The sequence below is a fragment of the Streptomyces sp. NBC_01618 genome, assembly GCF_045209435.1.
Classification (GTDB): domain Bacteria; phylum Actinomycetota; class Actinomycetes; order Streptomycetales; family Streptomycetaceae; genus Streptomyces.
The window spans coordinates 6,921,028-6,934,360 of record NZ_CP109297.1 but is presented as its reverse complement, the minus strand read 5'-3'; the positions used below and the strand labels follow the sequence as shown (position 1 = coordinate 6,934,360).

Annotated in this window: 13 protein-coding genes; 1 reads left to right on the top strand and 12 read right to left on the bottom strand. The window is 71.3% G+C overall.

All coding sequences use genetic code 11. The annotated features are described in order from the left end of the window. Positions 1-92: 92 nt before the first annotated feature. The 4 genes from OH735_RS32220 to OH735_RS32205 all read right to left on the bottom strand — a co-directional run bounded on the left by OH735_RS32220 (position 93) and on the right by OH735_RS32205 (position 2,770). A complete protein-coding gene (locus tag OH735_RS32220; protein ID WP_406385186.1) occupies positions 93-674 on the bottom strand; it encodes a dihydrofolate reductase family protein in 582 nt (193 codons plus the stop codon). 66 nt (positions 675-740) lie between these two features. After that, positions 741-1,580: a helix-turn-helix domain-containing protein gene (locus OH735_RS32215; protein WP_406385185.1), complete on the bottom strand. Its 840-nt coding sequence runs from the start codon at positions 1,578-1,580 to the stop codon at positions 741-743. Positions 1,581-1,922: 342 nt separating this feature from the next. Next, complete coding sequence (locus tag OH735_RS32210) at positions 1,923-2,243, bottom strand: hypothetical protein (protein ID WP_406385184.1); 321 nt, start codon at positions 2,241-2,243, stop codon at positions 1,923-1,925. 221 nt (positions 2,244-2,464) lie between these two features. Further along, entirely contained in the window at positions 2,465-2,770 is a 306-nt protein-coding gene (locus tag OH735_RS32205) for a 4a-hydroxytetrahydrobiopterin dehydratase (RefSeq protein ID WP_406385183.1), read from the bottom strand. A 63-nt stretch (positions 2,771-2,833) separates the two neighbouring features. Here OH735_RS32205 and OH735_RS32200 point away from each other — a divergent pair, with 63 nt between their 5' ends. Beyond that, complete coding sequence (locus tag OH735_RS32200) at positions 2,834-3,703, top strand: helix-turn-helix domain-containing protein (RefSeq protein WP_406385182.1); 870 nt, start codon at positions 2,834-2,836, stop codon at positions 3,701-3,703. On the opposite strand, the gene OH735_RS32195 is transcribed toward OH735_RS32200, so the two are convergent. The 8 genes from OH735_RS32195 to OH735_RS32160 form a co-directional block, all read right to left on the bottom strand. After that, positions 3,693-3,947: a hypothetical protein gene (locus OH735_RS32195; protein ID WP_406385181.1), complete on the bottom strand. Its 255-nt coding sequence runs from the start codon at positions 3,945-3,947 to the stop codon at positions 3,693-3,695. The genes OH735_RS32200 and OH735_RS32195 overlap by 11 nt on opposite strands. Further along, entirely contained in the window at positions 3,941-4,066 is a 126-nt protein-coding gene (locus OH735_RS32190) for a hypothetical protein (protein ID WP_406385180.1), read from the bottom strand. Before OH735_RS32190 ends, OH735_RS32195 begins: the two co-directional genes overlap by 7 nt. 139 nt (positions 4,067-4,205) lie before the next feature. Then, positions 4,206-6,560: a protein translocase subunit SecD gene (gene secD, locus OH735_RS32185; RefSeq protein WP_406385179.1), complete on the bottom strand. Its 2,355-nt coding sequence runs from the start codon at positions 6,558-6,560 to the stop codon at positions 4,206-4,208. A gap of 30 nt (positions 6,561-6,590) precedes the next feature. Beyond that, complete coding sequence (locus tag OH735_RS32180; protein ID WP_406385178.1) at positions 6,591-7,199, bottom strand: hypothetical protein; 609 nt, start codon at positions 7,197-7,199, stop codon at positions 6,591-6,593. Next, positions 7,196-8,050 carry a rod shape-determining protein MreC gene (locus OH735_RS32175; RefSeq protein ID WP_406385177.1) on the bottom strand — a complete coding sequence of 285 codons (855 nt, stop codon included), beginning with the start codon at positions 8,048-8,050 and terminating at the stop codon, positions 7,196-7,198. The genes OH735_RS32180 and OH735_RS32175 overlap by 4 nt, the downstream gene beginning before the upstream one ends. 228 nt (positions 8,051-8,278) lie before the next feature. Continuing rightward, positions 8,279-10,387 carry an NAD-dependent DNA ligase LigA gene (gene ligA / locus OH735_RS32170; protein ID WP_406385176.1) on the bottom strand — a complete coding sequence of 703 codons (2,109 nt, stop codon included), beginning with the start codon at positions 10,385-10,387 and terminating at the stop codon, positions 8,279-8,281. Positions 10,388-10,434: 47 nt separating this feature from the next. Then, a complete protein-coding gene (locus OH735_RS32165; protein WP_406385175.1) occupies positions 10,435-12,537 on the bottom strand; it encodes a phage holin family protein in 2,103 nt (700 codons plus the stop codon). Between the two features lie 102 nt (positions 12,538-12,639). Continuing rightward, on the bottom strand, positions 12,640-13,053 hold the full coding sequence (locus tag OH735_RS32160) for a hypothetical protein (protein WP_406385174.1): 414 nt from the start codon (positions 13,051-13,053) through the stop codon (positions 12,640-12,642). Between the last annotated feature and the right edge of the window lie 280 nt (positions 13,054-13,333).

Here is a 13,333-nt window from a genome sequence, read left to right as displayed (position 1 = left end):
CGGCTGCTCGACAAGGGACAGCGATGCGCAAACGCAGCCGGAGGCCCTCTCACCGTTCGTAGTGGACTTCTTCGCGTACCCGCTCAGATCGGTCAACGGCGCACTCGATAGCGCAGGTGAAGCACCCGGTTGCCCTGAATCACCACGTCAGGATCCTCCAACAGGTGCTGCGCGTGGACCGACCCGAAGTAGCGCTTGCCGGACCCGAACACGACGGGTACGACGTCCATGCGCACCTCGTCGACCAGGCCCGCGGCAAGCACCTGGCCACCGACCTCGCCAGCGGCGACCTCGACCATGCGGTCACCCGCAAGCTCCTGCGCCTTGGCCACGGCTGCCTCGACGCCCTCGACGAAGTGAAACGGCGCCTCGGGGTCCCAGCCCTCGGGCTCCGGCCGGTGCGTCACGACGACCACGTGGTCGATCCCGCCCGGAGGCTTCCCGCCCCAGCCGTCCGTCATGTCGAAGACGTGGCGGCCGACGAGTGTCGCCCCGATCTGGTCCCAGTACGGCCGGGTGTAGTCGTAGGACGTCTGCGACACCTTCACCTCGCCGCTCTCGTCCAACGGGACGTCACCGCTGGACAACCAGTCGAACAGCGGTCCGGGCTGGTCATTCTCGTCCGCGACGAAGCCGTCCACCGACACCGAGCTGTACATGACCACCTTGCCCACGGGGCTCTCCTCTGCTTTGGGGTGCCCCCAAATTAGCCTGTCGTGAGCTGTCGCTCTTGTAAGAAATCAATCGGCCGGCAGCGGCCAGCTGTCCAGCACGTGGCCGGGATGTTCGCGCAGGAACCGCCGCCGGATTTCGACGTACCGGGTCGGCGTGAGCCCGGTGAACGCCCGGAACTCGTGGCCGAAGTGGGCCTGGTCGAAGTAGCCTGCGCCAGCGGCGAGGTCGCCCCAGTCGATCGGTCCGGCGGGGTTGATCGCGAACACGGTGGCGGCGAAGCGGTAGTTGCGGGCCAGCCGCTTCGGCGTGACGCCGATGAGCTCCTTGAACCGCTGTGCCAGATGAGTGCTGCTGACACCGGCTGCCACGCACAGGTCGCCGATCGCCACCGCCCCGCTGGTCGCCGCGATGACGCTGCTCGTATGGTGGACCAGCCCCAGGCCGGCGGTCTCGCACAGCCGTCGCATTAGCTCCTCCTCGAGCAGCGTCAGCATCTCGTGCGGTCCGTCCGCCGTGGCCAGCCGGTCTCGCAGCTCAGCAACGGCGGGCCGGCCCCAAACCTGCTCTACCGTCACCGGCCGGTCACACAGCTCGGCCGCGGGCATCGGCAGGAACGGCGCCAGCCCCCACGGCTTGAAGTGCACGCCGACGGACCGGGTCCGGAGTGGGTAGCCGAACTCCAACGCGCGGGTGGGCATGGTGACCACGCAGCCGTCGGCGTACTCGGCCGTGTCGATGTCGGTGCCGACGCGGATGCGAAACGGCGCCCCGAGGTTGACGATGAGCAACGCCGACGGCATCGGCGGCAGCGTCAGCCGGGCGTACGGCGGCGCACCCGCCAGGTAGTAAAGGTCGTCGAGCAGCCCGTCCAGCGGCGGTCGCGGCACCCTGGACACGTACTCCACGCCCACAGTATCGCCGACGCCCCGCCCCGACTACACCCTGCATTGTGAAGAGCCCCAAAACCGACACCGAACGACTCCTCTTGGTCAGCCCGGAACTCGCCGACGTCCTCAGCGCCATCATCAGCCGCTTGCGCGGCCATAACGGGGCGATACCGCTGGTGGCCTCCTACGACGTTCGCGACACTGGCTCGTCCACGCCATCACCCAGGCTTACGGACCACATCCATGGGCCGACCGGCTGCTGCGGTAATCCCAGCAACACGATTGGCGACACGCCCGGGATCCCTGGTGGCCCCGCTGGCGTCTACTCAGAGTGAGCTGATCAGGCGCGCAGGCAGGCTCTCAGCCACCCACCGCAAGTTCGGTTAAGCAGGCGTGTTCGTGCTTGCACGGGGTGCCGTAGGGCCGTCCGCAGGTACCGAGGGAGACCTTGCGCCGCTCGAAGTGCTGCTGGAAGTCGCGCCACTCCTGCTCGGTGGGCTCGCGGTACTCCTCCTGTGGCCGGTCGGCCCGGCGCCGGTCCAGGAAGCCGCGGTAGGTCCGCACCAGGTCGTCCTGGAAGACGGCGAGGTATGCCTGGGTGGTGGTCAGCGTCTTGTGCCCGAGGATGCGGGCGGCGATGTGGACGGGCAGGCCCCCGGTGACGGCTTCGGTGGCGAACACGCTCGGTGGCGGCCGCCGCGGCATCCGGAGCGGTGAGCGGACACACGCGGGCGGCGTACGCGGAGGTGGTGGAGCGCAGCGAAAGCTGTGCGGGATGGCTTGCTGCGCATCCACGCTTCGGCCCGGCGATGTGACCTGCCATCGCGGGTCGGCGGGTTCAGGTCGGGTTGGGTTGGGATGTGACATGTCATCGCACGGCCGTGGCGCGCCCGTTCGCCCGGCTATCTCACGCCGTGCCCGGGGGCGATCGCCACCACTCGCGCGGCCAGGTTCAGGTCGTTCTCGGTGACCACACCGCCCGCGTCGTGAGTGTTCACGGACAGGGTGACGGTGTTGTATCCGAGGGTCATGTCGGAGTGGTGGTTCAGCTCGTCCTGGATCTGGGCGATGTGCACGGTCAGACCCAGAGCGGCGAAATGCGTGTGGAGCCGGTAGGTGCAGGTGATCCGGTCCCCTTTCAGCGACCAGCCGGGCAGATCCCCCAGACGGTCCTCGATCTCCTTCTGCGACAAGGGTGCGGCGGGCATGCTGAGACTCCCTCACGAGCGATCGGTTCCGGTCGACGGTGCCGGTGACGTTACGGTCTGGGTATGACAACTGTCGCGCTTGACACGGGGGTAGGGCCGCTGCTGCGCAGCTGGCGGGAGCAGCGTCGGATCAGCCAGCTGGAGCTGGCGCTGCGGGCCGATTCCTCGGCCCGGCACATTTCCTTCGTCGAGACCGGCCGCTCCCGGCCCAGCGAGGATATGATCCTGCGGCTGGCCGAGCACCTCGACATCCCGGTCAGGGAACGCAACGCTCTGCTGGTGGTGGCCGGTTACGCGCCCCGCTACGCACAGACCGCGCTCGACGACCCGGCGTTCGGCGCGCTGCGCGAGGGGATGGAGCGGCTGCTCCACGCGTACGACCCGTACCCTGCGCTCGTCGTCGACGGCAGGTACAACGTGGTGGCGGCCAATCGGGGTATCACGATGCTGCTGGAGGGCGTGGCCGGGCATCTGCTGGCGCCGCCGCTGAACGCCATGCGGCTCACCCTCCATCCGGAGGGCCTGGCTCCGCGGATCCGTAATCTCCGGGAGTGGCGGGCCGATCTGCTGGCCCAGATGGAGCGCCAGATCGCCCTGGCCCGGTCGGCGGAGCTGCGTGAGCTGTACGAGGAGGTTTCCGGCTATCCCGCGCCCGGAGGCTCGGACCGGGCCGACGACGCCGGGCCGGCCGGGGACGGCGACGGCAACGGCAACGGCAACGGCAACGGGGCGATCGAGAGGTCCGGCCCCGCTTTGCCGCTGCCATTCGCGTTGCCGTTGCACATCGAGCACGGCGGGCGGGTGCTCTCGTTCGTCGCCTCCATCGCAACGTTCAATACGCCGATGGATGTGACGGTGGCCGAGCTGGCCATCGAGACGTTCCTGCCTGCCGACCGGGCCACCGCCGACCATCTGCGGTCCCTCACATCCTGACGATCGGGCGGACCCAGAGGGCGTCGGCACGCGCCAGGACGATCGCGGCCGTGGTCACCGCGGCCAGGAGCGCCAGGGCGAACAGCAGGGGAAGTCTCGGGTGCCCGTGCAGTACGGCCATGGCGCCGACGAGCGCTCCGGTCATCATGGCGGCGGCCGAGAGCACCCGTCGTCCGGCCTTGCTGCCGGCTCCGCCCGCGAACCGGCTGTCGGAGAGGATGCCGGTGATCGTCAGCGTCAGCACGGTGGTGTCACGACGGTCAGGGCGAGCATCAGGGGCGGCAGCGGTCCGTGCCGGTCGTTCATGTCGGGTACGACGGTGGACCATGCCTCACGCAGCACGACGGGCACGGGCATGGTCACGGGCGCGCTCCGATCACAGGTGGGTGCTCGGAATTGTGCCGTCCCGGGCGCACGGAACGCCACGACCGACGCAGGTCGCCCCCGGCCTGAAGGAAGCCGGGCTTCCTTCAGGGCGGGGGCGTCGCACGTTCCGGAGCGGTTATACGCGTGCTCCGTTGTCGAGCGGGTCCCGGCGTGCCGTCGTCCGCGTACCGGACCGGCGTCCGGGAGCACGCTTGCGGGCGGGCGGCGGGGCCTTGCTGCTCTGTTCCAGGACGAGCGCGGCCGGCACTGCGGTCAGCACCGAGGAGTACGTGCCGACGCAGATGCCGATCAGGAGGGCGAGCGCGAAGTCGGCGAGGGAGTCGCCACCCAGCACGGCCAGTGCGGCCAGGATGAACAGGGCGCCCATTCCGGTGTTGACCGTTCTGGGAACGGTCTGGAGAACGGCCCGGTTGGCGACCGTGGCGATGGGTTCGCGGCGGGCCTTCGCCCACAGTTCCCGTACCCGGTCGAAGACCACCACGGAGTCGTTGACGGAGTATCCGATGACGGTGAGGAGTGCGGCCAGGAAGATGCCGTCGACGGTGCGTCCGAGCCAGGCGAAGGCGCCGACCAGGATGATGACGTCGTGGACCAGCGCCCCGACCGAGGCCACGGCGAACGTCCAGCGGAACCGGATCACCAGATACGCCAGCTGCACGAGGACGGCGATGGCGAGCGCGATCAGGGCGTTGCGCCGGAGTTCGTCACCGAGGCTGGGGCCGATGAGTTCGTCGCGGACCTTGGTGGTTTCGCCGCCCTCCTTCGCGAGGGCGGCGCGCAGGGCGTGTTCGCCGTCGTTGTCGAGCTTTCCGGTGCGTACGGAGAGGTCGCCCGCGCCCGCGGTGGTGACCTCGGCGTCGCCGAAGCCCGCGTCGGCGAGGGCGGTGCGGGCCCGCTCCACCTCGACGGGCCTGCTGGTCGAGTACTCGACGAGCCGGCCGCCGGTGAATTCGACGCCCAGGTTGACGCCTCGTACGACGATACCGAGGACGGCGACGGCGACCAGTGCCGTGGAGACCAGCAGCCAGCGGCGCGGGAACCGCATCAGCTGGGGATCGCGGCGGGTCAGCCAGGTACGTACCCGGCCGGGGGAGGCAAGGCCGTTGATGCCCCGGTAGTCGCTGACGAATCGTGAACGTGCGGCGATCTCGGTGAGCGCGCGGGCGATGACGAGTGCGGAGAACATCGAGGCCAGCACACCGATGGCGAGCGTGACACCGAAGCCCTTCACCGGCCCGGAGCCGAGGAAGAAGAGCAGTCCGGCCGCGATCAGCGTCGTGACGTTGGAGTCGGCGACGGCGCTCCAGGCACCTCGGAATCCGGCGGTGAGCGAGGAGCGCAGGGTGCGGCCCGGGTGTTGCGCGTATTCCTCTCTGGCCCGTTCGAAGACCAGCACGTTGGCGTCGACCGCCATCCCGATGGCCAGGACGAATCCGGCGAGGCCGGGCAGCGTGAGCGTGACGCCGAGGGCGACCAGGGCCGCGTAGGAGATCAGTCCGTAGGCGGCGAGCGCGACGGCGGCGAGTGCGCCGAAGAGCCGGTAGATGATGGTGATGAACAGCGCGGTGGCCGCGGCTCCGATGAGGGCGGCCCGGGCGCTGGCGTCGATGGCGGCGGCGCCGAGCGTCGGGCCGACGGTCCGCTGTTCGACGATCTCGACGGGGAGCGGCAGGGCGCCGCCCTTGATGAGCAGGGACAGTTCGCGGGCCTCGTCGGCGCTGAACGAGCCGGTGATCTGGGTGGAGCCGGACGGCAGACCGACGTTGCAGCCGACCGACGGGGAGACCTGCGGCGAGGAGATGATCTGCTGGTCGAGGACGATGGCGACGCGGCGCCGGTCGTCCTGGACCGGGTGGCAGGCCGCTTCGCCGGTCAGCCGGGTCCAGTCCCGGCCCGCCTTCTTGTGGAAGTCGAGGGAGACGGTCCAGCCTGCGCCCTGCTGGGCGTCGAACGCGGCGGTGGCGTCCTTGACACCCGCGCCGGAGAGCCTGGTCGGGCCGAGAGCGAGGGGGCGGCCCTGTTCGTCGGGGAGGGTCAGCCCGTCGCCGGTCGTGCCGTCCGCCTTGTCGTCGGACCCGGTGCCGGCCTTGTCGTCCGCCTTGTCGTTCTTCTGGGTGCCGGGGCCCTGGACTGCGTGGAAGCTGAGCTGGGCGGTTTTGCCGATGACTTCGGCGGCCTTGCGCGGGTCCTGGACGTCGGGGAGTTCGACGATGATCCGGTCCTCGCCGGAGCGGGTCAGGGTGGGTTCGGCGACGCCGAGGGAGTCGATGCGCTGGCGGAGCACCTCAAGGGTGCGGTCGGTGCTCTCGCGGTCCGCTTTCGCGGTGTCGGAGTCCTTGGCCTGCAGCACCATTCGGGTGCCGCCCTGCAGGTCGAGGCCAAGTCTGGGTGACATGGTCAGCGTGATGAGCACGGAGACGAGCAGGACGGCCGCAGCCAGAACCGCTCGCACCGTGGTGGCGCGAGTCATGGGTTTCCTCCGAGGGGGCGCCGGGCGCCCTCACCTCTGCGGGGACGGCACGGCGTGCGTGTGGGACGGGACCGGTGGCAGGACCGGTGGCCGGTGAACAGCCGTCCTCGGAGGACCGCGTACGCCGGGGAGCGTGACGCGGAAACGGTCGGTGGCACGAGGGGGTGCGGCGGGGGTTTGCCGGTGCGCCCGGTGCGGTACGCGGATGCCCGGTGCGCCGGGCAGCAGGATGTCGGGGCCAGGCGGCGGGAGATGGTGCGCGGTGCGGGCGTGGTCGGCCCCGGCCCTGGGCCAGGGCGGGGGCGTCGGCGCCGGGCGGCGGCCGTCGGTCGCCGTGGCGGTGCGGACGTGGCTGCGGTGGGTGTCGTGGGCGGTGCCGGTGCGGACGGTCCGGTCGCTGTGCAGGGCTGGCTGAAGGGCGCCGGGTGAGGACGCGGCGCAGGGCGGCACGTCGGCGAACGGCCGGGCGGGGAGGGAGGATCCGGCGGCCGCGGGGGCGCCGCCGATGACGGTGAGCACGGCGAGCAGGACGGCGACGACGAGCCGCCGGGCCTCCTGCGCGCGCCCGCGCCGTGCCGAGGTGCCCGGTCGTGGCCTCGGGGGCGCGATCCCCGGGGGCGGCCCCGGGAGGGGGGTCACCGCTCTCGGCCGGGCCGGGCCGGTGCCGTGCCGGCGGTCTCCCGCCGGGCCGGTGTCTCGCCGGCCCGGCGGAGCACGGAGCTGAGGATCAGCCCGGCGCCTCGTACGACCGTGGTCGCCGGGTCGTCCGCGAGACGTACCGGAACGCCGAGGCAGGCCGCGATCCGGTCGGTGATGTCGGGGCGGGCGGCGCCGCCCCCGGCGAGCAGCGGGCCCTTGCGCAGGGCCCCCAGGACGGCGCCGTGCCGGTCCTGCTTCCACATCTCCGTCACCATGTCCAGGACGGTGCGGACGACGGCGGTGGGTGGCTCGCAGGGGTCGAGGTCGCTCAGTCCCGTCTCGGCCTGGCGCGCGTCACGGACCATTCCGTCGACGAGGAGCGTCGCCTCGGTCAGCTCGGCGCCGAGGTCGACGACGAGCAGTGGGCCGCCGTCCTGCGGTCCGGCGCACGCGGCGGCGGCCCGTGCGCTGTCCAGGGCGATGACGCTGACCGGCCCGAGTGCGGCGATCAGTTCCCTTGCCGCGGCGCGGTGCTCGGCCCCGGCGAGGACGGGGTGGCTGAGGACGATCACGGTGTCGGTTCGGTCCGCGCCCAGGGCCGTATCGGCGATACGGCCGAGCATCCGGCCGCAGGACACGGGGTCGACGATGCGTCCCCGCCGGACCGGGCGGGCGTGCCCCGGCCCGGCGCCGAAGTCGCCGCACGCCTCGGTGTCGGCAATGACGCCGTGTCCCGGCATCCAGGCGCGGGTCCGCGAACTGCCCAGGTCGAGGGCGAGACCGCGGGTGAGACCGCGGTCCTCCTGGCGGACGGACCGGCCGAGTCGCGGTCCGTCGTGCGACGTATGCATCCGCCCCTCCTCCCCCTGCGCGCCACCATGGCCGTTCACCTGTCCATGGACCCGCTGATAGCGAGGCATGGCTGAGCCATCACTATGCAATAGGGAGGCAAAGAAAGCCACTCTCCGGCAAAATCCAAGGGCTCGGGCGTTGCGAGGTCTCCGTATTGCCTCAAACCTCCGACGGCAGGTTTCCGGGTATTGCCTCAAACCTCCGACGGCAGGTACCCGGGTATTGCCTCAAACCTCCGACGGCAGGTACCCGGCAATCAGTTCGGCGAACTCGTCCGGTGCGGCGATCCGGATGCCGAGGCCCTCCGCCTTGGTGCGCTTGGATCCGGCCTTCTCCCCGGCGACCAGGAGCGTGGTGCGCTTGGAGACGCTGGACGAGGACTTCCCGCCGGCCCGCTCGATCAGTTCGTTCATCTGATTCCGGGAGAGCTTCTCCAGTACGCCGGTCATCGCGCCCGTCACCACCACGGTCATCCCGCCCAGCGGCAGCCCGCCGACCCCCTCGCCGTCCGTGGTGGGCGCTTCCGTGCCTGCCTCGCCGGGCGCGGGCGGCGGCGTCGCGCCGGGCTCCGTCATGTTGACCCCGGCGGCCACGAGCTTCTCGATCAGCGGGGCCAGCTCCACCAGCTCCGCGACGACGCCCGCCGCCTTCTCCTTGCCGATCCCGTCCACCCGCTGGAGCGCCTCGGCGTCGGCCGCCCTGATCCGGTCCATGTCCGCGAAGTACCGGGCGATACGGCGTGACATGGAACGCCCGGTGCCGCGTACCCCCAGCGCGCAGAAGACCCGGGAGAGCGGCTGGGTCCGTGCCGTTTCGATGGCGGCGAGGAGGTTGTCGGTGCTGGTCTCGCCCATGCGTTCCAGGCCGAGCAGCTGTTCCCGGTCGAGGGTGAACAGGTCGGCGAAGTCGGCCACCAGGCCCGCGTCGACGAGCTGGACGACCCGGGTGGCGCCGAGGCCCTCGATGTCGAGCTGGTCGCGGCCCGCCGCATACGAGATGGAGGCGACGAGACGGCAGTCGCGGCCCCGGACACAGCGCCAGCGCTGCTCGCTGGTGTCGATCTCGGAGCCGCACTGCGGGCACGCCTCGGGGAAGACGACGGGCTGCTCCTCACCGGTGCGCAGATGGGCGACGGGCGCCTCGATACGGGGGATGATGTCGCCCGCCTTGTAGACCATCACCCGGTCGCCCAGGCGCAGATCGCGGCGGGTGATGTCGGCCGGGTTGTGCAGTGTGGCGTAGCTGACGGTCGAGCCGTCGATCTCGACCGGTTCGAGCACGGCGCGCGGCGCGATGATGCCGGTCCTGCCGACGTTCCACTCGACGTCGAGGAGCCGGGTGACCTTCTCCACGGCGGGGAGCTTGTAGGCGATGGCCCAGCGCGGCGCCCTGGTCCCGGAACCGGCCTCGCGCTGGTCGGCCGCGAGGTCGGCCTTGATCACGATGCCGTCGATGCCGAACGGCAACGAGGCACGCAGCGCCGCTATGTCCTCGACCCGGCTCTGCACCTCCTCGACGGTGGTGACGGTGCGCGGTGCCACGTCCGTGTCCGCCGCGGTGTGCACGCCGAGCCCGGCGACGTACTCCAGGACCTCGCTGTGCGGGAGTTCGGCGAGGGTGTCGGTGAGCTCGCCGGTACCGGGGAGCGGCAGGGCACCGTAGGCGAAGAACGTCATCTCCACCGTGTACGCGCGGTCCTTGGCCCGGAGTGTGCCCGCCGCGCCGTTCCTCGGGTTGGCGAAGGGGGCGCCGCCGTGCTCGGTGCGCGCGGTGTTGGCCTGCTCGAACTGCTCGTTCGTCATGAGGATCTCGCCGCGCACCTCGATCGTCACGGGCTCGGCGAGCTGCTCGGGGAGGCCGGCCACGGTGCCGATCGCGTGCGAGACGTCCTCGCCGGCGGTGCCGTCGCCGCGGGTGATCAGCCGCTCCAGACGCCCCGCCCGGTAGCGGGCGGCGACGGCCAGCCCGTCGAGCTTCGGCTCCACGCTCCACGCGGCGACGGGCCTGCCGATCCGGCGCTCCAGCGACGCCGTCCAGGTGGCGAACTGCTCGGCCGAGAAGACGTTGTCCAGAGACAGCATCGGCACCGTGTGCGGCACGTCGCCGCTCGCGGCGCCGCCCGCCACCTTGCCGGTCGGGGACGCCTCCAGCACTTCCTGCGGGTGCTCCTGCTCGTAGTCGGCGATCCCCCGCACCAGCCGGTCGTACGCATCGTCGTCGAGCGTGCTCTCGCCGATGGCGTAGTACGCGGCGGCGGCCTGCGACGCTTCTTCGACCGCGGCGGCGTAGGCGGCGGTATCGGCGAGCACAACAGCTGAGTTCGTCATGTCCCCCATCCTGCCGCCCACCACTGACAACGCCCTCCCAGCAGGGACGACGACCCTCAGCCGACCGCCTGAACCGTTCCGTCCGCCTCGTCGGCGCCACCCACCGCGCCGGGCGCCGCCAGCGGGATCTGCGGCCCCGGGCACTCCCGCAGCCACCGCCGCAGCACCCCGTGCACCTGCTCGGCCCCCACCAGCTCCGTGCCGTCCGCCACCGGCGCCGACAGTTGCGCCGGCCACAGCAGGAACGGCCGGGACTGCTCACCGCCCAGACCGCCGTGCGAGCCGATCTGCTCCTCGAAGGCGTGCACCTGGCCCGTGCCCTCGTCGTACATCGAGTTCACCATGATGTCGGCGACGTGCGGGAAGGTGTCCGTGCGGCGCACCGCGGCCGCCGCGCCCGGGCCGAAGGACGCCAGCGGCCCCTGCCCGTCCTTCAGTTCCGACACCGGAACCTCGATGCCCCCGCGGCCCAGGACGACCGATCCGTGCCGTTCGCTGCGGACCAGCAGGAAGCCGATGCCGGGGTGGTTGGCGAGGGTGCCGAGCAGTGCGGGGCGGCTCCGGTCGAGCTGTTCGCGCGAGGCGCGTCCCTCGATGTCCGGGAAGGAGATCAGGCCGAGGTTGCCGGAGGCGAGGACGACCGGGTCGGACGGCTTCGCGCGGTGTTCCGCCTCGCCCTCCTCGACCGGCCGGCGGTGCAGGGCGATCCGTACCGCGTCCCGCGCCTCCGAACCGCTGCGGGTGCGCTGTGCCCGACGGGGCACGGGCAGTCCGCAGCCCGCCCGCACCAGGTCCCTGAGCGTCAGTCCGTACGCCCCCGCGAAGGTCTCCCCGGGGCTCTGTCCGTGGTCGGAGAGCAGCACGATCCGGTAGGTGCGCGGGGTGTGCTCGGCGACCTTCTCGATCAGGGCGAGCGAGCGGTCCAGGCGTGCGAGGACCTTCTCCGCGTCGCGGCTGTGCGGTCCGGAGTGGTGCGCCACCTCGTCGTACGCGACCAGGTCGGCGTAGACGGCGGTGCGTCCGGCGAACATGTCCCCCATGACGGCGGCGACCACCACATCACGTTCGACGACGGTCGCGAAGGCCCTGATGAAGGGGTAGAAACCGCCACGTTTGATCCGGGGCGTGTCCTTCCGTATCCGTGCCCGGGTCGACTGGCCGATCTCGCGGCAGACCTCGGCAACGAACGACAGCGCGGTGCGTACGGCGTTGGCCGGGTCGGAGAAGTAGGCGAAATACCCCGACCTGGAACGGCGGCCCTTGCCGAGCCGGGCCGCCATGGACAGGACGAGCGCCAGCTGATCGGCGCCGCCGCTGAAGAGGTTGCCGCGGCTGGCGCCGTCGACCGTGAGCAGCCCCCCGTCATGGGTGCGGGCGATGGCCCGGCGCTGGATTTCGAGGGCGCTCGCGGGGCGGCTGGAGACCATGACGTCGCCGGTCTCCTTCTCGTACCAGCGGAAGGCGGGGACGTCGTGATTGCTGCCGTGCAGGATGCCCAGCTGGCTGGCGCCGGTCTGGCTGGACCAGTCGGTGCGCCAGAAGGTCAGCCGATGGCCGTCCTCGTCCGCGAGCCACTGAGCGACGGTCGGCATCAGGCCGGAGCCGGCGGCACGGACGAGCACGTCGTGGCCGACGCCGTCGAGCTGGATGAAGACGGTGCCGGGCGGTCCGCTGCGCCCGCTGTCGGCGCCGCTGCGCCGCCTGCGGCGGTCGGCGAGCCGGGAGAGGCGGCGCCGGTAGGCGTTGTCGTCGCGGACCGCGAGCGCCGTGGAGGTCGCGGAGGCGACGGCGGACATCACGGCCGCGACGACGACCGCGGTCTCCGGGTTGGCGGCGCCGCGCCCGTCCGGTATGAGCCGCAGGGCGAGCAGCAGCAGCGAACCGTTCAGGAAGAAGACGAGCATCCCGAGGACGAGTGCGGGCACGATGAGCAGCGCCCGAACCAGGACCGGCCAGACCAGTGCGGAGAGGAGACCGAACGCTCCGGCACCCCAGGCCGCGGTGAACGCGATCTTGGTGATGCTGTCGCCGTTGTCCGACTGGAGCTGGAAGTCCGGCAGAATCCCGGCGAGTGCCAGCATCGTGAGCGTCGAGACCGCCCAGACCACAATCACCCGCATCAGGGCGTTGCCGGCCGTTCGCCATCGCCCGTCACTCACGCCGTTTCCACCTCACGTCCGGACCCCGCCGTTCCGGGCCCTGGCCCCCCAGCCTTTCACAGCGGGGGCGCGGAACGCCGGCGACAGCGGTCGGCGGGACGGTCAGCAGCCGTCGTATCCGGCGGTCGGCATGGAGAGTCTGCGGTGCACGCTCGCCTTCGTTCGGGCGCTGTACGGCGGCTCGTCGAGTCCCACGATCTCCAGCCGTACGCCGCGCCGCTCGCACTCCGCGGCGAACTCCGGCACCGAGGTGAGGGCCCGCGCCAGCACCCGGTCGTTGGCGGCGACGAACACCTCGACCTCGCCGCTCTCGACGTCCGCCCACAGGGCGTGGTGGTCGGGGCGCAGTCCGTAGAAACGCAACTGCCGGGTGACGACGTATCCCTTGTCGGCGGCCCAGCGGGCGCACATGTCGTGCTGGCTGCGGGTGTCCACGAGGAACGGTTCGCTGTCGAGTTCCTCGAGCGGCGTGAGACTGGCGATGGCCGCCACCCGTACGTCCATTGCGTCCCCCATGGCCGTTCCCCCGTGCTGGGCGTACCGGCGACCCTACCGTTCCTGGGCAGTGAGCAGGAGTGAGTCCCGACTCACCGGCACGCCCCGAACGGTCTTGGGCGCACTGGTCCTCCGCTTTCGCATCCTGGTCGGCGACGCATATCCCGTATGCGGTCCGTCCCGGGCGGGCGGAATTCCTACGACCTGGCCATATGGGTGTGGCCAGAGGCGACGGGGAGGCCCCGAACCATCTCGCTGGTGAAACGGGGGCCCCGACTGCTGACGCCACACCCGACGTCCC

Excerpts from the sequence above, each read along its gene's own strand:
- OH735_RS32205 (WP_406385183.1), bottom strand. The coding sequence starts at position 2,770 with ATGCCCGCCGCACCCTTGTCGCAGAAGGAGATCGAGGACCGTCTGGGG.
- OH735_RS32200 (WP_406385182.1), top strand. The coding sequence starts at position 2,834 with ATGACAACTGTCGCGCTTGACACGGGGGTAGGGCCGCTGCTGCGCAGC.
- secD (WP_406385179.1), bottom strand. The coding sequence starts at position 6,560 with ATGACTCGCGCCACCACGGTGCGAGCGGTTCTGGCTGCGGCCGTCCTG.
- OH735_RS32175 (WP_406385177.1), bottom strand. The coding sequence starts at position 8,050 with ATGCATACGTCGCACGACGGACCGCGACTCGGCCGGTCCGTCCGCCAG.
- ligA (WP_406385176.1), bottom strand. The coding sequence starts at position 10,387 with ATGGGGGACATGACGAACTCAGCTGTTGTGCTCGCCGATACCGCCGCC.
- OH735_RS32160 (WP_406385174.1), bottom strand. The coding sequence starts at position 13,053 with ATGGGGGACGCAATGGACGTACGGGTGGCGGCCATCGCCAGTCTCACG.